Source organism: Ornithinimicrobium carbonis (assembly GCF_977012275.1).
Window position 1 is genome coordinate 3,316,783 of the sequence record NZ_OZ348993.1, and the last position, 20,645, is coordinate 3,337,427.

A 20,645-nucleotide genomic window follows, 5' to 3' on the forward strand; every position below is an offset into this window, starting at 1 on the left:
AAGTGAGTGGGCACGCTCAGGCCATCCGCATCAGGGGATGTCGTCGGCGCGCCCAGCGTTGACGACAGATGGGGCATCACATGGCAGAGACGCCACGGCGCAAGCTGATCGAGGTCGCACTCCCCCTCGAGGTGATCAACCGGGAGTCGGCGCGAGAGAAGTCGATCCGCCACGGCCACCCCTCGACCTTGCACCTGTGGTGGGCCCGTCGCCCCCTCGCCGCCGCCCGGGCTGTGCTCTTCGCCCAGCTGGTCGACGATCCGTCGAGCCACCCAGACAAGTTCCCTACGGAGGAGGATCAGCGCGTTGAGCGGGAACGGCTGCACCGCATCCTCGAGCGGCTCGTCCCGTGGGAGGCGACGAAGGACGAGCGCGTCCTCGAGGAGGCACGCCAGGAGATCCGCAAGTCCACCAACGGCAACCCGCCCCCCATCCTGGATCCGTTCGCGGGCGGAGGGACGATCCCGCTCGAGGCACAGCGTCTCGGCCTGGAGGTCCACGCCTCCGATCTGAACCCGGTGGCCGTTCTCATCAACAAGGCGCTCATCGAGATCCCGCCGAAGTTCTCCGGCCGTCCCCCGGTTCACCCCTCGCTGCAGGACGAGCTCGTCAGCTGGCAGAGAGCCCAGGGGCTGGCGGCTGACGTCCGCGCCTACGGTGAGTGGATGCGCGACGAGGCCCAGCGGCGCATCGGTCACCTCTACCCGAAGGCCGACCTGCCTGACGGCACCAAAGCAACGGTCATTGCGTGGATCTGGGCTCGCACTGTTACCTGCCCGAACCCGGCGTGCGGGATCGAGATGCCGCTCGTGAGGTCGTGGTGGCTTGGAAAGAAGAAGGGCAAGGAGGCGTATGTCGTGCCCTCCGTCGTCGGCGACCCCATGCATCCGTCAGGCTTGCGGGTGACGTTCGACATCGGCCACGACAAGGCCACGGCGCCGACCACCACGACTGATGGAACGGTCGGACGCACTGGTGCTATCTGCATCGCTTGTCAATCGGGCGTCACTCTGGAGCATGTCCGGTCGACCAGTCGCAAGATCGGGTTGGGCGCCAGGCTGATGGCCGTTGTCGCGGAGGGAAGTCGCTCGAGGGTCTACCTGGCCCCGACACCGAAAGACGTGACAGCTGCGGCGGTCGAGGCACCGGAGGATGTCCCCCCAGGTGAGCTCTTCGATTGGCCGGGGCGGATCAACGTCTACCGATACGGGTTGACTCGCTTCGTGAACCTCTTCACCGCTAGGCAGCTGACCGCCCTCACCACCTTCAGCGACCTCGTCATGGAGGCCCGCGATCGAGTCCTCGCCGACGCTCTTGCCTCCGGCATGGACGAGGGCGACCCCCTCGAGGCGGGCGGCACCGACGCTACCGCCTACGCAGACGCCGTCGCCACATATCTGGGTCTCTGCGCCAGCAAAATGTCGGTATTTCATTGCACACTCGCGAGATGGCGTCCAGACGCCGACAAGACAGCGCCAGCATTCGGTCGACAGGCGATACCCATGGTGTGGGACTACGCAGAGACGATGCCTTTTGCAGGTGCGGGCGGTGATTGGACTGGAGTGGTCGACGGCGCCTCCAAAGTTGTGGCGAGCTCGCCAGCTGCAACCATAGGGACTGCAAATCAAGCCGACGCACGCAGACGGTCGCTGGCGATGACGATCTCGACAGATCCGCCGTATTACGACAACATAGGCTATTCCGACCTTTCGGATTTCTTTTACGTGTGGCTTCGCAAAACACTGCGAGCAGTTCACCCGTCACTGCTCACAACCCTGCTCGTTCCAAAGAACGACGAACTCGTGGCAAACCAGTATCGCCACCAGGGCAAAGAGGGCGCCAAGACCTTCTTCGAAGACGGTTTTCGAGATGTATTCCGACAGGCTCGACAGGCAGCCGTCGTCGACACTCTGATGACTGTCTACTACGCGTTTAAGCAGTCAGAGTCGTCGTATTCCGGCGAGTCCTCTTCTGGCTGGCAGACGCTTCTGGAGGGGATGATTGAGGGTGGATGGGCGGTCACCGCAACATGGCCAGTACGGACGGAAATGTCCACACGCATGATCGGTGCGGGCACTAACGCGTTGGCGTCATCCATCGTCCTTGCGCTTCGCCCTCGCCCCGACGACGCGTCCACGACCGACCGGCGAGGCTTCATCGCCGCTCTACAGGCAGAACTTCCCGAGGCCCTTCGCAAGCTGCAGCAAGGTGCGATCGCACCGGTTGACCTACCGCAGGCCGCGATCGGTCCGGGCATGGCAGTCTTTTCGCGCTACTCCGCCGTCCTCGAGCCGGACGGTAGCGCGATGTCCGTCCGATCAGCGCTCGAACGAATCAACGAGATCCTCGATCAGGTTCTCGCTGAGCAGGAGACTGACTTCGACGCGACGACGCGGTTCGCGATCGCGTGGTACCGCCAGCACGGGTACGGCACAGGCAAGTACGGTGACGCGGACAACCTGGCCCGGGCCCGCAACACTGCGGTGGACGCACTCGAGCGCTACGGCATCCTCACCTCCCGCGCCGGCAGCGTCACGCTCCGAAAGCCTGCCAACCTCGATGCGACCTATGACGTGGGTGCCGATCTGCAGGTGAGCACCTGGGAGGTGCTGCACCACCTGCTGCGCGTACTCGAGGCTGACGGCATCACCGGCGCTGGCGCATTTCTGTCGAAAACGCTGGCGAGGACGCAGGGCGACGTGGAAGCTGACCTCCTGAAGGAGCTCGGCCACCTGCTGTTCCGCATTGCGGAGCAGGACGGCCGCACTCAGGACGCGATCGCGTTCAACAGCGTGGTCACCTCGTGGCCGGACATCATCGACGCCGCCGACGCCCGACCCGGCAGCAGGCAAGACGCGTTCACGTTCGAGGAGGAGTAGTTCACCATGGGGTTCCTGACACCGATGTACGAGCTGGGTGAGTATCTGACATGGACCCGCTCCGGGGGCATCCAGCTTCCTGACTTCCAGCGCGGCTACAAGTGGGAAGACGAGAGAATCAGGCAGCTGCTGATCACTGTCCTGCGCGGCCACCCCATGGGTGCGGTCATGCTGCTCAAGACAGGCAACACGCAGGTACGGTTCAAGCCCAGGGCCATCGAGGGTGTGGAACTCCTTCCCGGCCATGAGGCTCTCTTCCTGCTTCTCGACGGTCAGCAGCGGCTCACGTCATTGACACAGGCGCTCAGCGGGACGGGCCACGTGGACACCAAGGACAGCCGGGGCAAGCTGCTCGAGCGGCGCTACCTGGTCCACATGGAGACGGCCCTCAGTGGCTCGGACCGGGTCGACGAGGCTGTGATCTCCGTTCCTGCCGACGGTGTCATCCGCACCAATTTCGGCAAGGACGTGGTTCTGGACCTCAGCGACGAGCACAAGCAGCGAGAGCAGGGGTACTTCCCTCTGCACCTCCTGTACGGCGACTACATGAGCTGGATCTTGGAACTTGAGGACCGCGCACTCGGCAAACGCTTCCACGAGGACTTCATCAAGCCGGCTGCCACGTACGACATCCCCGCCATCGTGTTGGACGAGCGGACAGAGAAGGCCGCCGTGGCGACGGTCTTCGAGAAGGTCAACATCGGGGGCCTGCCGCTCAACGTCTTCGAACTCCTCACTGCCATGTTCGCCGGTGACCCAGAACACTTCGCCCGCACCGGTGAGGACTTCAGGCTCAACGACGACTGGCGAGAGATCCAGCAATCTTGGGCGGCACAGCAGGTGCTGACCGCCGTTGAGAACACCGACTTCCTCCAAGCCGTCACCATGCTCACCACGCGGAAGCGCCACCTGGCGGACACGTCCGACAGACCACCGGCCATCTCGGCCAAGCGCGAAGACGTGCTGAAGCTCACCCTCAACGACTACCTGGAGTGGCGCGAGCCTCTGCGGGAAGCGTTCGTGTGGGCGGCGACCTTCCTGGCAGACCGCCATATCTTCACCAAGCGAGACGTGCCCTATGCCAAGCAGCTGGTCCCGCTGGCCGCGATCAAGGTCGTCCTCGGAAAAGACGCGGACCTGCTGGGGGTGAGCGAGCGGCTCGCTCGCTGGTACTGGTGCGGCGTCCTGGGCGAACTGTACGGGTCGGCCATCGAGAGCCGGTTCGCCCGCGACATCGAGATGGTCCCGCCGTGGGCCACAGATGCCCAACAGCCCCTGCCCCGCACCGTTGCCGACGCCAACTTCACCGAGTCGCGACTTCACTCGCTGCGGACGCGTAATGCGGCGGCATACAAGGGCATCGCTGCTCTGATCCTGGGAGGAGGCGCGAGGGACTGGATGGAGGACAAGGCGCTCGACAAGGTGCAGTACATGGACCTGGCCGTGGACATCCACCACGTCTTCCCGCAGAAGTGGTGTGCGGACCATGCCATCGACGACGAGCGCCGCGAAAGCATCGTCAACAAGACGACGATCAGCGCTCGCACCAACAGGACCATCGGGGGCGCAGCCCCATCCGAATACCTGCGCTCTATCGAGTCTCGTGCCCAGGTGGACGCGACGCGGCTCGACCAGCTGCTTTCGACCCACCTCATCGACGCCTCACATCTGCGCAGTGACGACTTCGACGAATACTTCGTCGCCCGGCGAGAACGGCTCTGTCTGCTGGTCGAGACCGCTATCGGCAAGTCCGTCCAGCGTGACGTCGACGAAGGTCACGCGGAAGAGGACTCCGCCCACTTCGACGAAGCACAGCTTGCTGAGGACTTGATCGAGGAAGAGGCGTCCTGATATGGCTTTGAGCAATCGCGATCGCATCGGGCAGATGTTCGAGCTTCTCGCTCCGGCGCTGGACGACTTCATCTCCACCGCAGTGGGACGTGACGACCCTGCCCTCGGTGCTGACTGGACGAAGCTCGTCCAAGGCAAGGACGTGCGCAACGGTGCGCCGGCCGGGAAGGAGTACGACCCGCTGGACCCGCAGGTGCAGTTCCGCATGCTGACCGAGAAGAACATCACGACCGGGTACCGGCCCCACTGGTATCCGCTGTCGGACGCCATCGGGCGCGCAGGTGAGTCCTACGCCAGCGAGCTTCGCGAGGTCCGCAACGCCTGGGCGCACAACAAGCCGTTCACCGACGACGACGCCTACCGCGCGCTGGACACCGCAGAACGCCTACTGACGGTGGTCGGCGCTCCTGCCGCGGCCGAGCAGGTGGCCCGCATCCGCACCAACCTGCGTCGCGTCAGCGCCGACAAGGACGACCGACGCACCCTCAAGCAGACCGTGTCGACCAGTCCGCTCTCAGGTGGGCTGCGTCCATGGCGCGAGGTCCTTCCGCCCCACCAGGACGTGGCGAGCGGCAACTTCAAGGCCTCGGAGTTCGCGGCTGACCTGTACAAGGTGGCCAGCGGCGAGGAGAGCGGCAGGGACTACGCCGATCCGGTCGAGTTCTTCCGCCGCACCTACCTGACCGAGGGCCTTCGAGACCTCATAGGTCGCGCGGTGGACCGGCTCCGCGGTGACGACAACGCCTCTCCCGTCATCAACCTGCAGACCAACTTCGGCGGCGGCAAGACCCACTCCATGCTCTCCCTGTGGCACCTCGCCGGGGCCACGCGACTCGGTGACTACCCTCAGGAGGTCCAGGAGCTGCTCGCCGCCCACAACTTCGAGCTGCTCGACGGTCAGCGCGTCAACCGGGTAGCCATCGTCGGCAACCACTTCGCCCCCACCGGCGAGCAGAAGCCCGACGGCACATTCGTCCGCACCATCTGGGGGGAGCTGGCCTGGCAGCTCGGCGGCGCCAAGGGCTACGCCATAGTCGCCGACGCCGACCGAGCCTCCACCCCGCCCGGCGCCGCCCTCCACCGCCTCCTCGCGGCATACTCCCCCGCGGTCATCCTGATCGACGAGTGGGTGGCCTACGCCCGCAGCCTGTACGGCGTAGGCCCGGACGAGGAGCGGATCACCGGCGGCACCTTCGACAATCAGTTCACGTTCGCGCAGTCGTTGACAGAGGCGGCAAAGGGCACGGGCGGCATAGTTCTCGCCATCTCGATCCCGGCATCGGAGACGGGCGTCTCCGAGGCGGGGCAGGAGCCGCCAGTCGGCCACATGGAAGAGGTGGGCGGATCCCACGGCATGGAGGCGCTCAAGCGTCTGCAGAACGTCGTGCGTCGCGTTGCCGAGCAGTGGCGGTCCGCGTCGTCCACCGAGGCATACCACATCGTGCGCCAACGGCTTTTCACCACGCCCGACGCGGAGGCCCTTGCGGCTATCGGTGCCACAGCGCGTGCCTTCGTGGACTTCTACCGAGCCAACCCCGGCGACTTCCCCGCCGAGTCCCGCGACCCGAACTACGAGGAGAGGATCAGGCACACCTACCCGATCCATCCGGAGCTGTTCGAACGTCTCTACGAGGACTGGTCCAGCCTTGAGCGGTTCCAGCGGACGCGTGGTGTGCTCCGGTTGATGAACGCCGTCGTCCACGCGCTCTGGGTGGGGGAGGACAACTGGCCGCTGATCATGCCAGGTTCTCTCCCACTCGCGGCTGCCTCGGTGAATTCCGAGATCTCGCAGTACCTCCAGGACTCGTGGAAGGCAGTCATCGACGCGGACGTCGACGGGCTGGAGTCCGAACCTGCGCGGATTGACAAGGAGAAGACGCAGTTTGGGTCCCGATCGTTGACGAAGCGACTGGCGCGGACGGTCTTCTTCGGCGCGGTCCCGACGATCGGGTCGGCGCACAAGGGGCTCGACACCCAGCGGGTCTTCCTGGGGACGGCAGTCCCTGGCGACCGCACGGGGGACTTCCACGCGTCGCTCAACGCCCTCGGGGACCGGGCCACCTACTACTACTCAGGGCAGGGCAAGCACTGGTACGACCTCCAGGCCAACATCTCCCGAAGCGCGAAGGACCAGGCCGAGCGGCTGCACCCCGAAGACGTCTGGGCGGAGATCGTCAGGCGGCTGGCCGAGGAAGGCCGCCTGCGTGGCATCTTCGGCGCCGTCCATGTCTGCCCGCAGTCCGACGCGGACGTACCGGACACCGATGAGGCTCGTCTTGTGGTGCTGCACCCGAAGGTGTCTCACAGGAGCCGTCGCGGGACGGAGCCGGGCTCGACCGCGGTCGATGCGGCACGACAGACCCTCGAGAAGCGCGGGAGCTCGAATAGGACCCACCGCAACATGCTCGTCTTCCTCGCAGCGGACGAGTCGAGGCTCGAGGAGCTGGAGCGCTCGGTGAGGGAGTACCTGGGTTGGAGGTACGTGCTCTCCAGCACGGATCTGGACCTGACCGACAACCAAAAAGCGCAGGCGAACGAGAAGCTCAAACGTGCGGACGAGACGGCTGCCGCCCGGCTGCAGCTGACCTACCAGTGGGTGCTGCACGCACGGCAGCCGAACGCTCGTGAGCCGTGGGTGATCGCCGAGACCAAGGTCGAGGGATCTGGCTCCCTCGCCGAGAAAGTCGGCAAGCGACTGAAGACGGACGGCGACCTGGCCGACGTCCATGCGATGACGTCGGCGCGGATGGCGATCAACCAGGTGCCGACAGTGTGGGCGTCAGGTCACATGAGCGTCGGCGAGCTGTGGGGGCTCTACACGGACTACCCCTACATGCCCCGGTTGACCGCTCGCGGCGTCCTGACGGACGGGCTGACCCAGTCGACCACGCTCACGTGGGAGCGGGACGGGGTGGCTCTGGCGGAGCGGTATGACGAGGCAGCGGGGCGTTACTTGGGGCTGTGGCTGCCCGGTGAGTCACCGGCGCCCCAGCCGACGGACCAATGGCTGGTGGTCAGGCCCGAGGTCGCTCTTGAGCAGCGTCGGCTCGAGGCACTGGAGCGACCCGACACGCCCGACGTGACGGTCGTACCTCCGGTGTCGCCGGGACCAGACCCTGATTTGCCACCTCCCTCGCCGGGTGAGGAAGTGATGACCCGATACTTCGCGACAGCAGTGCTCGACCCGATCCGGTACACGCTGGACTTCAGGCAGATCGCCGACGAGGTGCTGGTCCACCTGGCCAAGCCTGGACGCACGGTCACAGTGCGGGTCGAGATTGAGGCGGAGGACCATGCCGGCTTTGACGAATCCACAGTGCGCACGGTCAAGGAGAACGCGACGGTGCTCAAGTTCGACCAGTCGCAGTTCGAAGAGCGTTGAGCATGAACGGCACAACTGCAGGAGAAGGTATGGCGGACCTGAGCAGGATGACACCGTATGAGCGACGGGCCTGGGACGACTCGATCCGGGTGCTGCACGCGTCTCGGCGCAAGATCGTCCCCGCGCGTGTTCGTGCGCGAACCGCGGCGCTTGTCTCAAGTGCCGGAGAACGGTTCCAGGAGCTGCCAGGATCCGAATCCGTCCAGGGCGTCGTCAGCCGCGCGATGGACGGCACCCTGTCCCTTACGTTCAGGCCCGCCTTGCGCACCGCCACCGCCGATTCGGTCCTGAAGATGTACGGACGCAAGGGCACGGCTGTTCTCGGCATGGCCGAGGTTCGTGAGCTTCCGCTCGAGGACAGGGACCATCGTCAGCCGTCTCGGAAGTTCTACACCGGCATCGCCGCGGGCGAGGGCGCAGCGACTGCGGTCGCCGTGACGGGGTCAGAGGTGGCGACGACCGTCAGCGGCGGTGCGACTGCCGGTGTGGTCGTAGCCGCTGTCGCCGTGGATGCGGTCGCCTCGTTGGCGCTCATGGGACGCGCCGTAGGAGATATCGCCAGCCGGTACGGCTACGACATGCGAGATCCGGGTGAGGAACTCTTCGCGATGGGTGTCTTGTCCTTGGGAATGGCCGGTGATGTCGGTGCGAAAACCCAGGCCCTGGCCGCCCTGTCGCGGTTGACCCAGCGCATGATGCGCAGGGCGACGTGGAACGAGCTGAACAAGCACCTGCTGGTGAAAGTGCTCCAGAAGGTCTACCAGCGCCTTGGTCTCCGCCTCACCCAGAGGAAGCTTGCTCAGCTCGTGCCGGTGGCTGGAATCGGAATCAATGCCGCCCTCACGGCATCCCTCGTCGACAAGACCTTCGAGCGGGCGCAGGCCGTGTACCGCCTGCGCGCCCTGTCGGAGAGGTACGGCATCGATCCCGGTGAGTGGACGAGTTCGTCAGTTCCGACGCTCTCGGAGGAGGAGATCGTCGATGTGGACGAGATCCTGGAGGAGACGCGGGCCATGGACGAGCGTGGCTCCGAGGCGGTGAACTGATCACGTCGAGTGCCACCTCGTCCCAGGGCCAGGCTTAGGGCCACTCGTTGAGCATCATCCGATGTCTAGAGCCAGTTCGCCCTTCCCCTCGGGTAAGAAACGCCAGCAGCTCGTGCACTGCAAACTGCTGGGTCAGTGCTGGGTTGCCTTGCACGATGGACTGCAGACACGCAGCGCTCTCGGCGGGTGTCAGGGTCTGCATCCGTCGCTGAGTCTCCAAGATCCCAGGGTAGGCATCCGTGATGTGGGCGTGCGTGATGCGCCACCACAGCGACTGCTCGAGGGCGCCAGCGGCAGCCCATGCGCGTACGTGAGCCTCCCATTCCCCGCAGCTCATGTAGATGTCGTCTTGGCCGACGTTCACAGCAACCGACAGCCCGCCCGCTCGCCCGTCGTCAACCGCGGGAGCCACGTGGTGGGTCCACATTGCGCCATCCCACCATCGCAAGAACGATGGGTCTGAAGGATCGGGGTACCAGTCAGCGGGAACGTTCGTCGGTTGGAGGTGCTCTGTCCATGACGATCCGTCCCAGTAGCGCAAACGGCTTGCCGGCGCGGTGGGGTCTGGGTACCAATCGGCAGGGACAGCGGTGGAGGCATCCCGCACTCTTGCAAACTCATTGGTCCAGGCAGAGCCGTCCCAATAGCGGAGCTCATGGAGGTCGGATGCAACCGAGTACCAACCAGCAGGGGGAAGGGCAGCAACGACGGCCTCCATCTCCCGCGCCGGCTGCTCCGCTTCATTGACCCTTTCCTTCTCCTTGCGGGCTTCGACTATGGCGCCCACGACGCTGAGGCCTAGCAAGCCGACGGCCAAGGGCCACGGGACGGCGTCGAATACGTCAGGAGGATCTTCGTCCGTCTCGCAGACGTCGTCCGCGGACAGACTCCATACTTCTATGTCGTCATCTTTTCTTGGGATGAACTCGGCCTGCCCTACGAGGTGCCTCTGGTCGTCGCGCGTCGTCGCGCGCAGCGCGCCCGGAGTCTTTCGAGACAGGTCGGGCGTGGTGCCCTTCAAGAATCTGAACTTGCCCTCGATCTCCTCGTACTCTTCATCCTGCTCGACCACCTCGACCTTTATGGCCCTGCGTCCCCGCCTTGGACTCATCTCAGGCCCATCCGTCGTTCGGTGTTGAGTCTCCTGACTTGGGACGCCAGCGTGAAGAGGTCCACCCACCACCCGATGGTGAACCAGCCCAGGGTCAGCAGATACCCCACCCCGCGGCCGATCTTGCCGATGTAGAAGTGGTGGACGCCGATCAGGCCGAGAAGGAGCCACAAGACGTACGCCAAGCCCACCGACTTGTCCATCGCCGAGCTTGCTGGCGGAGCGAAGCCACTCTGTCCCTGCAGAGAGTTGGGCTCCTGACGGGGGATGTGGGCGTGCACCGGGATCGGTGTCTGCGACGGCTGGATGAGGAGTGGCGGAGGCACAACTGCCTCAGCACCTACGCGGGGAGAACGAGCACCGAGTCCCGTGCCCGGGATCGGTGGGGGCATACTGGTCATCGGTGGCGGTGGAGGCCGGCGTCGGGGCGCTGGCGGGGGCAGATGGCTGGGTCCCACACTCATTGCTGCCTCCCTGGCATCTTGCGCCTAGTTCACCGGCGCATCCCTGCACGACGCACTCTACCCGCGGCACACCGCGACCGGCATGGGAGTGACGACTTGTATGGTTCGTCTGTCATAGCGGCCCGACGGGCTTCCTCTCTGGACACGCCCCCACCCGCACGAGTTTCGTGCTGCCTGGGGAGTCCTGTTCGTGTTCCTGCATCGATCGTCCGCGCACGGACTGTCGGTCGCCGAAGCGCAGCTGTCCCAGCACATCGCGGAGCAGATGGCCATCACCACCGGTCGGTCGGCCTCACCTTCCGAACGGCGCTCGTGGGAGCGCAGTCTCCCCCGCCTGCGCGCCGACCTACTCGACGCCGGGCTGGGGGACGTCGAGATGCTCGTCGAGTATCAGCTGCCGCTCACCAGCAAGCGCGCCGACGTCGTCCTCGTCGGGCAGCACCCGCAGACCAGGCGTGCGTCATACCTCGTGGTCGAGCTCAAGCAGTGGAGCGAGGCGGAGCGCTTCGAGGACAGCGACGTGCTGGTGCGGATCGACGGCTACGGCAACCACCCGGTGCTGCACCCGCTGGAGCAGGTGCGCGGCTACTGCGACTACCTCACCGACTTCGTCGTCACGCTGGCCGAGGACGAGCACGAGCTCGCGGGCACGGCATACCTGCACAACGCGACCAACCTGGGCATCGCGGACCTGCGGGACATGACTGTCCCCGACCCCGAGAGGCCGGCGCGGATGTTCAGCGGGCAGGACCGGGGCGAGTTCCTCGACTTCCTTAGGAGCCGTTTCGCGCCCGGGGTGCCGGGCGCCGAATATGCCGATCGGCTGCTGAGCAGTCGCATCGCCCCCTCAAAGCAGCTGCTGGCCCTGGCGGCCGACGAGATGCAGCGGCGTGAGCAGTTCGTCCTGCTCGACGAGCAGCGCGACGCCTACGAGCTGGTGCTGCACGCGGTCGAGAAAGCGCGGCGGGGCAGCACCAAGACGGCCATCGTCGTCAGCGGCGGGCCGGGGAGCGGCAAGAGTGTCATCGCCCTGTCGGTCATGGGCGAGCTGTCCCGGCAGGGGCGTGCGGTCATGCACGCGACCGGCTCGCAGTCGTTCACCAAGACCCTGCGCAAGGTGGCTGCGGCGCGGGCGCCGCGCGTGCGCAAGATGTTCAGCTACTTCAACAGCTTCATGGCGGCCGAGCCGAACGAGCTCGAGTGCCTCATCCTCGACGAGGCGCACCGCATCCGGGAGACGTCGGAGTCGCGGTACACCCGCAAGGAGCACCGCACGGGTCGGCCGCAGCTCGACGAGCTGCTGAGCGCTGCGCGGGTGCCGGTCTTCCTGCTGGACCAGAACCAGGTCGTGCGGCCTGGGGAGATGGGCACGGTCCAGGCGATCACGGAGTATGCCGAGTCGCTGGGCATGGACGTGCACGAGATCGACCTCGACGACCAGTTCCGCTGCGGTGGGTCGGCGCTGTATGTCGAGTGGGTCGAGCGGCTGCTCGGGCTGGCGCCCGGCGGGCCGATCCGGTGGGGTGGTGACCCTGCCTTCGAGGTGGGTGTCGTGGACTCCCCCGACGAGCTGGAGCACGTGCTGGCGCTGCGGCAGGAAGACGGATACACGGCGAGGATGGCCGCAGGCTACTGCTGGCCGTGGTCGGACCCCGAGCCGGACGGGACGCTCGTGCAGGACGTGCGGATCGGCGACTGGTCGCGGCCGTGGAACCTCAAGGGTGACCGGTCTGTTGGCGGCGCACCGGCGGCGGCCCTGTGGGCGACGGACCCGGCGGGCTTCGGGCAGGTGGGGTGCATCTACACCGCGCAGGGGTTCGAGTACGACCACGCGGGGATCATCATCGGGCCGGACCTGGTGTGGCGCGACGGGCGGTGGCGAGCCGTGCGCGAGGGCAACCGCGACCCGGTGCTGCGCAACCGCACGAAAGTGTCGGACCGCGACTTCGACCGGCTGGTGCGCAACGTCTACAAGGTCCTGCTGACCCGGGGAATGCGCAGCGCCTGGATCTACTCGACCGACCCGCAGACCAGGGACTTCCTCCGGAGCTTGCTCCGAAGGTAGCGGGCGGCCTAGCCGCCCATGACCACAACCACACACCGACGGATCGACAGGCTTCCAGTGCTGGACACGCCTCCCCCGTGATGAACACGGAAGGCGCATGCCGTGGCGGCATGGCTGCTGACGATCAGCAAGGACTACCCCCAGCACTGGGAGTACGCGAAGGAGCACGGCCTCTGGGACTTGATCACCGCGCGTGGAATCAGAGCCGGTGACGTCGTCTACTACTGGCAGAGCGGGGCCTCGCTGCTTGGCAAGGTGCGGGTGCTTCAGAATGCCTACGAGATCGACGCCGATCAGGTGACGCCGGGACCGTGGGACGACTGGCCAGGGTCCGAGGAGAAGCCGTATGTCCAGCGCTTCCCCCTCGAGGTGCTGGCGGGCGAGGCGGCCGAGCAGCCCCGCTGGCACGACGTCGCTGCAGCCACTGGCCTGCCAAAGAACCCCACCTTCGTCCGGACACTGAAGCCGGAGCAGCAGGCGGTCCTGGACGACTACCTCGGTGGTGACCCGAATCCTCAGCAGTCACTGAACGACGCGCAGCGGGAGAGGATCTTCGACAACATGGACGAGGATCTCCGTGTCCGTCGCGTCCAGATGGTGGCACTTCGACAGGGACAGCCGCGGTTCCGCGGAGCACTCCTGAGTGCCTACGAGGGACGGTGCGCGATCACGGGGACCGCAGTCGAGTCGGTGCTGGAGGCCGCGCACATCTGGCCGCACAAGGGCGAGCAGACCAACGAGGTCTGGAACGGTCTGCTCCTCCGCGCCGACCTCCATACCCTCTTCGACCTCTTCCTCCTGACCGTCGAGGCGGACAGCCTCCTGGTGCGTGTCTCCCCCGCGCTGCAGGGCACTGAGTATGAAGCCCTCGCCGGCACTGTCCTCACGGTGCCGTCGACGCTGGACGAGCAGCCCGCCCGCGAAGCTCTGGCCAAGCACAACGAGGACTGCGCCGATTGGCTGCGGGCATGAACGTCGAGCGACTCCAGGATCGGCTCCGCCAGTTCGCCGAGGAGCGGGACTGGGTGCAGTTCCACACGCCGAAGAACCTCGTCATGGCGCTGTCCGTCGAAGCCTCCGAGTTGTTGGAGATTTTCCAATGGCTCACGCCCGAGGAGTCTCAGGAGGTGATGGCCAGTCCACGAGCTGAGGAGGTGAAGGGTGAGGTCGCCGACATCTTGATCTACCTGCTGCGGCTGACCGACGTGTTGGGGGTCGACCTCGACGCGGTCGTGGCGGAGAAGATCGGGAACAACGCGAGTCGGTTCCCTGCGGTTGACCTGTGATGCCTGATCATGACCGCTGACGGCAGGTGAGGAGGAATACATGAGAGGGCGAGTGCGACTCCATGATGGTGGCATCTCCCCCGGCGAGGTCCGTCTAAGGGCACGAGGCGCCTCCGAGCGCAGGACCGCACCCGGGAAGGACATTCGCGACATCGGTCCTGAGGAACCTAGGAAGTGTCGGTCCTGCGGCGGCCGTGCCTACGCGCCGATGAAGGAGTGCGGCCCCTGCTTCGAGGACCTGAAGATCATCCGGGAGGTCTCCACGCTGCTTCGCCAGCATGGGCAGCCACCCTTGAGTCAAGACACGGGTCCGGGCCTTGGCTACCGCAAGCCGCGGGCCCGCGGCAGGCAGGCGGAGGCTCGCATCATCGAGCGCCGACGTCAGAACGGTCTGCCACCCAAACGGCCGGGTCGCCGAGCCGCTGCTGCCCCGGCACCTCGGTCAGCGGGCAAGCCGTCCCGCGGCCCGAAGACCTGTCGGAAGTGCTTCACCCAGAAGGCGAAATCCGGCGCCTGCCTCTGCTCCTAGCAGGGCGCCCGCCACGAATTCAGGGCCTTCGCCTCTGCACGAGCTCGCTGGCGAGCGTGAACAGTTCCACTTCCGAGTCGAGTCGCTGCTCGTGCACCACGCTCCGGCCACCCTTCTCCACCTCATCGAGGCTGACGAGGGCCTGAAAGCCCGAGAAATCCGAGTAGATCAGCATGTGCCGCGGGGGCTCGGACGTGACCCCATGCTGGGCAAGTTCTGACACCTGCCGGAACCATCTGTTGGCGCTTGCCCGCTCGACGTCCCGGTCTCGATAGGCCCCGCCGTACGCGATCTGAAGGCAGATCGCCAGTGGACCGAGACGGGTGACCAACGTCAGCGCGTGGCTGTTGGCTCCGTGTCCGACATGCGCGAGTGTGAAGACGTCCTCCTGACGGACCACACGACCCAGGAACACCGGATCGAAGGTGTAGAGGTCCTGGTAGCGCAGCGCCGTCGACCCCCACCACCACTCCCCGAGGGACTGCACGTCGGTGGGTGCGACGTTCCCCAGGGGCGGGAGCACAAGACTCTCCGCCTGCAACCCGCGGAGCATCTCCTGGTAGCCGCCGCTGGACCTCACCTGGGTCGGGAGCATGTCCGCCACCTGCTCCACCAGCGTCGTGCTCGCGGAAGAGCGTGCAGCGGTCTGCTGCGGATCGCCCGTCTCTGAACCGAAAAGGTGCACCTCGTGCGCATCGATGAGCAAGCCAGGACAGCTGCGGGCCCGCATGTAGCGGCGCAGCTGCTTCGCCTCGACCACGCCTTCCCAGTCCTGACCGCGTCTTCTCGTGATGCGCTGCTTGACTTCCACGACGAGCACCACCTGACCGTTCACCTCGACGGCGTAGTCAGGCACCAGCCTCGTGAGCTGCTTCTGCCGCACCAGGCTGGCCCCCTCGACCGCGGCGACCACCCGCCGCAGAAGTGGCTCGGCCACATACCTCTCGACATCCACTTCCAGCCTGAGTTGCTGGGCGGGAAGGGTCTGCCACTCCTGCCACCCCATCGTCTCGGGGTCCGGAAGCCCGTCCCGGTGCCCCAGCCGACGGCATACCTGCTCTTGGAAGATGCCCTCCCCCGCGGCCGGACCCGACGAGACGAGGTCCACGAGCGCGTTCGAGACCTCGGGGCGTAGGTAGGTGCCGCCGTGCACACGCCCCACGAGGCGCTCGCCGGCGATCTCCTGGAGCGTCGCCAGCGGCACGGGCCCCACCTCCTGCAGCGGGGTCAGCCACGCCCACCACTGCTGGGCGGCCAACGGCCGGTCGGCCTCGGCGATCAACTGGGGATCGAAGTACGGGTGACTCGCCACCCGCGCGGCATACCTGATCTCCTTCAGGGGCGCTTTGAAGTAGATCCACACGAGGTCCCCCGGGCGTGCGTGCTTGGGCACCGTCCAATTGACCGAGTGGATCCCCTCCTCCCAATCCAGCATGAAGCCGGCCCGCTCTTCGGTGCCGAAGACGGACCTGCGGCTGCCGTAGAGCAGCCAGGCGTCCTGGGGTTGGCGGGTGAGGACCGACGGAGGGGCATGCCGCGGGCTCGGCAGGTCCGCCGCCGCAAGCGTGCGACGCTCGCGCCAGGCGTCGGCGTAGGAACTCGCCTCGGCGGCGATCACCGCCGCGTCCCCGTCCTCCAGCGGGAGCACCCGCTCGACGAGCAGGCGAAGAAGGACCTGTCCGTCACTCTCCCCCACCTCGAGACTGCCGGTGCGCGAGCGCGGCTGTGCCTCCACCCAGGAGATCGCCTCGTCCAGGTCGATGTCGCCGAGGTCGAGGAAGAAGGACGCCCTCAGGAGCTGACCGCCCTTGTCGTAGGCGATGCCGGACGCGCGTCCGAGCTGGAAGTCCACCACCTCGCCGCGGGTCCTGGTCACTTTCGCGCCCAACGCCGTGACCGCCTCGACCACGTGCTCCAGCTCGCCCTCGGCATCCGTGCTGGTGGGCTCTTCCATGAGCTCGCGCTCGAGGTCGACGATCACCACGGTCGTGTCGTCCGTGCTGCCGGCGGCCGCCGCGGCGGCCACCAGACTGTCTGCGGCGTCCGTGAGGCCGTCGACGGACAGCAGCGACGCGATGTCGTCGTCGCGCAGCCCGGCCGTGAGCCCGTCGGTGCACAACAGGAGCCGACCGCGGGAGTCGAGCTCGACGAGCCCGATCGTGGGGGTGTCCACCGAGCCGCAACCGAGGGCGCTGGTGAGGATCCCCTGCCCCGGGTGGTCGTGCACCTCCTCGGCGCTGATGACTCCTGCGGCACGCTCCTCCTCGGCCACGTTGTGGTCGGTCGTAAGCCGGCGCAGCTGACCGTCGACCAGCACGTAGGCGCGGCTGTCCCCGCACCAGGCGACCTGGACCGTGCCCCTCTCAGGGTCGCGCACCGCCAGGACGAGGGTGCTGCCCATGTCGGGGCTGTCGGCCACCTGACCGGCGGTCAGCACCGTGACGTGGCACAGGTCGACGACCTCGACCAGGTCGGCGTCGGGGGCGACGTTCAGCGTGGCGGTGGCCACGGCGACGGCGCTGGCGAGCCGGCCCCCGTCGTGGCCACCCATGCCGTCGGCCACCATCCACACGTGGTCGTCGATCGCGAAGCCGTCCTGGTTCTCCTCGCGGCCGGTGCCCTGCCGGCTGACGCCGAAGGCGTGGGCAAGGCCGTCGTCGATCCTCTGGCTGCGGTGCTGGGACTGCTGTGTCATGGCTCCTCCTCGGGTTGGTCACGACGGTAAGGACGAGCGGGGCCGTCGTGCTCCCCGATGGGAACGGGCGTCCCCATCACCGCTGCGGCGGCAGGTCGCCCAGCTTGAGCCGACCCTCGGTGACGAGCCACCGGCCGTAGTCGTCGAGCTCGTGGAAGACCACGGGTCGACCGCCGTCGGCCAGTTCTCGCTGGAGCCGCTCCCGTCGCTTGTGCAGCCACCGGCGCAACTGGTCGCCCGACATCCCGAGCTCCCTGCCGGCGTTCGCCCAGTGGTCCTTGCGCTTGGGCTCGTTCTGCAGGAGATAGCGGAAGGCGACGGCGAGGGTGCGTCGCTCGTCCCCGCGGACGTGTCGACGAGCACGTGGGTACGACGTCAAGGACGTGGCCCGGAACATCGGACGGCCAGCCAGCTCTCTCCGGCGTCCGGGCAGGACGACGTCGACCTGGAGGGACACCCGACGCTTGAGCAGGGGCCACTCGAGCCGATGGGTGCCAGGTCCGAAGTGCAGTCGTGCACCGTCGTCGACGTCGGCGGTCATCGCCTCGCCATAGAGGCGGGCTGGCCCACGATGCACCTCGACGAGCCAGCCCTCGCGGGCCGGCCCGATCACCACCAGTCGCTTCGGGATCCACCCCTCGTCCGGCAGCTGGCAGCCCCGGCCGATCACGGTCCTGGCGGCGCTGTCGAAACTGACGTCCTCGACGACGAAGGAGCCGTCGAGCTCGATCGAGTACTGGCCTCGCAGCGCCCCGGCCTGGCCGTCCTTCATGTGATGCTCCTGCCCCGACGGCCGCCCCTGCTGCCTCGTGGAGGGAAGTTTGCCAGCACGATGTCCCCTGAGCCAGTAATGTCCCCATCGGACGGACAGGGGGCGCGGTCGCGTCGCGTCATGGCCGACCGACCAGTCGTCGACCACACCGGAACCGTCGCTGCACGGACAGCGGTCCAGCCGGGCAAACACAGGAGACCGATGTGAACCCGTCCCCAGCACCACCCGACCGCCACGCCCTGATGGAGGCGACGTCTCAGCTCGCCGACTTCATGGACGAGCTTCCCCTGACCGACCGCATCGCCTCGGTGGAGCAGGATCTTGTGGGAAAGGCCGGCGCAGATGTCCTGGCGTTGCTGGAGGGACGGGAGATGACCGACGATCTCCTGCGTTCGACGCTGGTCGTCCGTCAGGCCTTCGGGCGCATCAGCGACATCATTCACGCGACTGTCATCCTGGCGGTCCTTGCAAAGATCCTTGAGGACGGCGAGAAGATCGAGGTCAGACCGTCTCTTGCCTCCGGCGTGGGACCTCACCAGGAGTTCGATCTCGAGACGTCGAGTCGCGTCGCCGAGTTCAAGGTCGCCGTGTGGAGGGGCAGCGGTGGGAACGTCGCCCGGCAGCGGACGACGTTCGCGGACTTCGCCCGTCTAGTTCTGGCGGACGGTTCGAGGACCAGAGAGCTCTACGTCGTCGGTCCGCGCCCGCTGGAGTTTCTGGAAACCTCCACCCAGAGCGTGGAGTGGGCGCTCAGGACCGCGCCGCTCTCGCTGCGGGACAGGTTCAGCGAGAGATACGACATGTCCACGTCCGTCCGGGATTTCAGGCAGGGCGACGGAGCAGCTGTCCGAGTCCACGACCTGACTGGCATCGTCCCCGAGCTGGAGCAGTTCCATGTCTGACTCGACGACCATGATAGGCATGCTCGTCCGAGCCCTTGAGAAGTCCCCGCAGAGGGTGAGCGGCGACGAGCTCTACGAGATCTGCGGCCAGGGTGGCGAGCGCGAACTCTGCGACCTGCTGCGCCACGCGCTGAACTCCGAGCTCCGTCCAGCGCGTCTGGCCCAGCGCGAGAAGACCATCCCGGGACTGGTATCACGGGCAGACGTCGTCGTGTGGGAAGGAAACGACCGCACCCGTCCCGCGGCCATGATCGAGGCGAAGATGATCTACGCGAGCGACGTCGTCGACATCCGTGACCGCTGGCAGCGATACCTCTCCGCCGACGCCACAAAGCTTCAACCGGCCGTCTCCGCCGGGGTTCCCGCCTACCTGGTCACCTGGGTGCCGGCGTTCCTCCGGGTCACCCGCGAGATCCGCTACATGAAGGGCCATGTAGACGGCAAGCTTCGCTTCGACCTGGAACACACACGCACCGCCGCGCTGGACCTGCTGGGCGAGTTCGGCACTCCCCTGCATGCCGCCAGCACCCACGCCACAAGTGACGACGGCGAGCTCGTCCTCGACGCCTACCTCACCCACCTGGCGCCGCTCAGGCAGGAATGACTACGCCCCGCTCACCCAGTTGAACTGACAGGCGTGCGCGCGGTCACCCGCCCCTGCCCCGCCGGATCAGGGTCTTGGCCTCGAGCAGGTCGGGAGCCTCCGCCAGCGACGGCCAGCCCGTCTCGAGGTGCTCGACCACCCGGGTGGCCTCGTCGAGCAGACCCCACTGGGCGAGGGCGCGGGCGCACCGGGTGAGAGGGATGCCCACGCGTCCAGGGTCGTCGGCAACCCAGGCAGCGAGTGCCCGGCGGTCACGCGTCCCGTCCATGGCGGGGAGCACCACAGAGGCGAGAACGTCACGGATCCGTCCAGGATCGGGCGGCGCCCATCCCTGGACACTCACGCAGCTGTAGCCGGGCACCATCTGCTCCGGGGTCGCGATCTTCCAGTGCGCGAGCTCGGGCACGTAGGTGCCGCCGCTGACCGAGACCAGCCCGCTGCAGCTGGTGCCGTCCGAGGCGTATCCACCTCCGGCGCTCAGCATCACGGACTGGGCGAACCCGTCACCACCGGCGCGCCAGAAGTACCTGGGAGAGGACGGCTTGGGCGCGAACCCGGACTGCTGCAGCAGCGGCGCCATCTGGATGGCGAGCTCCTCGACCACCGTGTCCGGAACCTCGCCCGTGGGCCGGGGAGAGCGGCGTGCGTGGTGGATCTCGGCGACCGCCCGGACGACGGCGGCCCTCACGTCCTCCAGCGCCAGCCGGGTCCGCAGGTAGATCAGGTCCCTGTCCTCGGCGACGACCTTGGAGATCCCGTGCTGGTCGGCGAGGGCCCGGTCGAGTCCGTCGTCGAAGGGGTCGCAGTAGAGCTGGATCTCGTCGCTGAGGCCGACCACGGTGTCGAAGCCGTCGACGTCCTCGGCCTCGGACACCTCGATCCAGCGCGGCAGGTCCTCCCAGGACACGTCGGTGTCGGACCGCCGGGGCCGCAACGGGACGGTGATGCCCGCCAGGGAAGCCGCGACCGGGTCGGGCGAGCTGGGCTTCCGCCGGGCCCGGCGCCTCCAGATGCCGACCATCACGTCGCCCCGCCTGCGCCCATGGCGGCAGCCTAGGC

General features: G+C 66.9%; 14 protein-coding genes. 9 read left to right on the top strand and 5 right to left on the bottom strand.

The genetic code is table 11. The features are described 5' to 3' along the window. Nucleotides 1-80: 80 nt before the first annotated feature. The 4 genes from ACWHYA_RS15250 to ACWHYA_RS15265 are packed head-to-tail and all read left to right on the top strand — an operon-like array spanning nt 81 to nt 9,158. Nucleotides 81-2,879 (top strand): DUF1156 domain-containing protein, encoded by a 2,799-nt coding sequence (locus tag ACWHYA_RS15250; protein ID WP_425940890.1) that lies wholly within the window; start codon nt 81-83, stop codon nt 2,877-2,879. A gap of 6 nt (nt 2,880-2,885) precedes the next feature. Next, complete coding sequence (locus ACWHYA_RS15255; protein ID WP_425940889.1) at nt 2,886-4,730, top strand: GmrSD restriction endonuclease domain-containing protein; 1,845 nt, start codon at nt 2,886-2,888, stop codon at nt 4,728-4,730. Nucleotides 4,731-4,764: 34 nt separating this feature from the next. Continuing rightward, nucleotides 4,765-8,112, top strand: a complete 3,348-nt coding sequence (locus ACWHYA_RS15260; RefSeq protein WP_448095606.1) for a Swt1 family HEPN domain-containing protein — start codon at nt 4,765-4,767, stop codon at nt 8,110-8,112. A gap of 29 nt (nt 8,113-8,141) precedes the next feature. After that, complete coding sequence (locus ACWHYA_RS15265) at nt 8,142-9,158, top strand: EcsC family protein (RefSeq protein WP_425940885.1); 1,017 nt, start codon at nt 8,142-8,144, stop codon at nt 9,156-9,158. Nucleotides 9,159-9,192: 34 nt separating this feature from the next. Here ACWHYA_RS15265 and ACWHYA_RS15270 read toward each other — a convergent pair whose 3' ends face one another. Together ACWHYA_RS15270 and ACWHYA_RS15275 are read right to left on the bottom strand one after the other, a co-directional pair. Then, nucleotides 9,193-10,230 carry a DUF2510 domain-containing protein gene (locus tag ACWHYA_RS15270; RefSeq protein WP_425940883.1) on the bottom strand — a complete coding sequence of 346 codons (1,038 nt, stop codon included), beginning with the start codon at nt 10,228-10,230 and terminating at the stop codon, nt 9,193-9,195. Between the two features lie 35 nt (nt 10,231-10,265). Continuing rightward, the gene (locus tag ACWHYA_RS15275) at nt 10,266-10,472 is read right to left on the bottom strand and encodes a TM2 domain-containing protein (RefSeq protein WP_425940881.1); all 207 of its coding nucleotides are present in this window, start codon (nt 10,470-10,472) and stop codon (nt 10,266-10,268) included. 451 nt (nt 10,473-10,923) lie between these two features. Between ACWHYA_RS15275 and ACWHYA_RS15280 the strand changes: the two genes are divergently transcribed. The 3 genes from ACWHYA_RS15280 to ACWHYA_RS15290 all read left to right on the top strand — a co-directional run bounded on the left by ACWHYA_RS15280 (nt 10,924) and on the right by ACWHYA_RS15290 (nt 14,084). Further along, nucleotides 10,924-12,798 (top strand): DNA/RNA helicase domain-containing protein, encoded by a 1,875-nt coding sequence (locus ACWHYA_RS15280; RefSeq protein ID WP_425940880.1) that lies wholly within the window; start codon nt 10,924-10,926, stop codon nt 12,796-12,798. Between the two features lie 102 nt (nt 12,799-12,900). Continuing rightward, on the top strand, nt 12,901-13,770 hold the full coding sequence (locus ACWHYA_RS15285; RefSeq protein WP_425940879.1) for an HNH endonuclease: 870 nt from the start codon (nt 12,901-12,903) through the stop codon (nt 13,768-13,770). Beyond that, nucleotides 13,767-14,084 carry a nucleotide pyrophosphohydrolase gene (locus tag ACWHYA_RS15290; protein WP_425940877.1) on the top strand — a complete coding sequence of 106 codons (318 nt, stop codon included), beginning with the start codon at nt 13,767-13,769 and terminating at the stop codon, nt 14,082-14,084. The genes ACWHYA_RS15285 and ACWHYA_RS15290 overlap by 4 nt, the downstream gene beginning before the upstream one ends. Nucleotides 14,085-14,632: 548 nt before the next feature. Here the strand turns inward: ACWHYA_RS15290 and ACWHYA_RS15295 are convergent. Continuing rightward, nucleotides 14,633-17,308: a PP2C family protein-serine/threonine phosphatase gene (locus ACWHYA_RS15295; protein ID WP_425940875.1), complete on the bottom strand. Its 2,676-nt coding sequence runs from the start codon at nt 17,306-17,308 to the stop codon at nt 14,633-14,635. 76 nt (nt 17,309-17,384) lie between these two features. Next, nucleotides 17,385-18,080 (bottom strand): hypothetical protein, encoded by a 696-nt coding sequence (locus ACWHYA_RS15300; protein ID WP_425940873.1) that lies wholly within the window; start codon nt 18,078-18,080, stop codon nt 17,385-17,387. 203 nt (nt 18,081-18,283) lie between these two features. On the opposite strand from ACWHYA_RS15300, the gene ACWHYA_RS15305 reads away from it, so the two are divergent. Further along, the gene (locus ACWHYA_RS15305) at nt 18,284-18,982 is read left to right on the top strand and encodes a hypothetical protein (RefSeq protein ID WP_425940871.1); all 699 of its coding nucleotides are present in this window, start codon (nt 18,284-18,286) and stop codon (nt 18,980-18,982) included. A gap of 55 nt (nt 18,983-19,037) precedes the next feature. Beyond that, a complete protein-coding gene (locus tag ACWHYA_RS15310; protein WP_425940869.1) occupies nt 19,038-19,586 on the top strand; it encodes a hypothetical protein in 549 nt (182 codons plus the stop codon). 43 nt (nt 19,587-19,629) lie between these two features. Here ACWHYA_RS15310 and ACWHYA_RS15315 read toward each other — a convergent pair whose 3' ends face one another. Further along, a complete protein-coding gene (locus tag ACWHYA_RS15315; RefSeq protein WP_425940868.1) occupies nt 19,630-20,610 on the bottom strand; it encodes a hypothetical protein in 981 nt (326 codons plus the stop codon). Nucleotides 20,611-20,645: the final 35 nt, after the last annotated feature.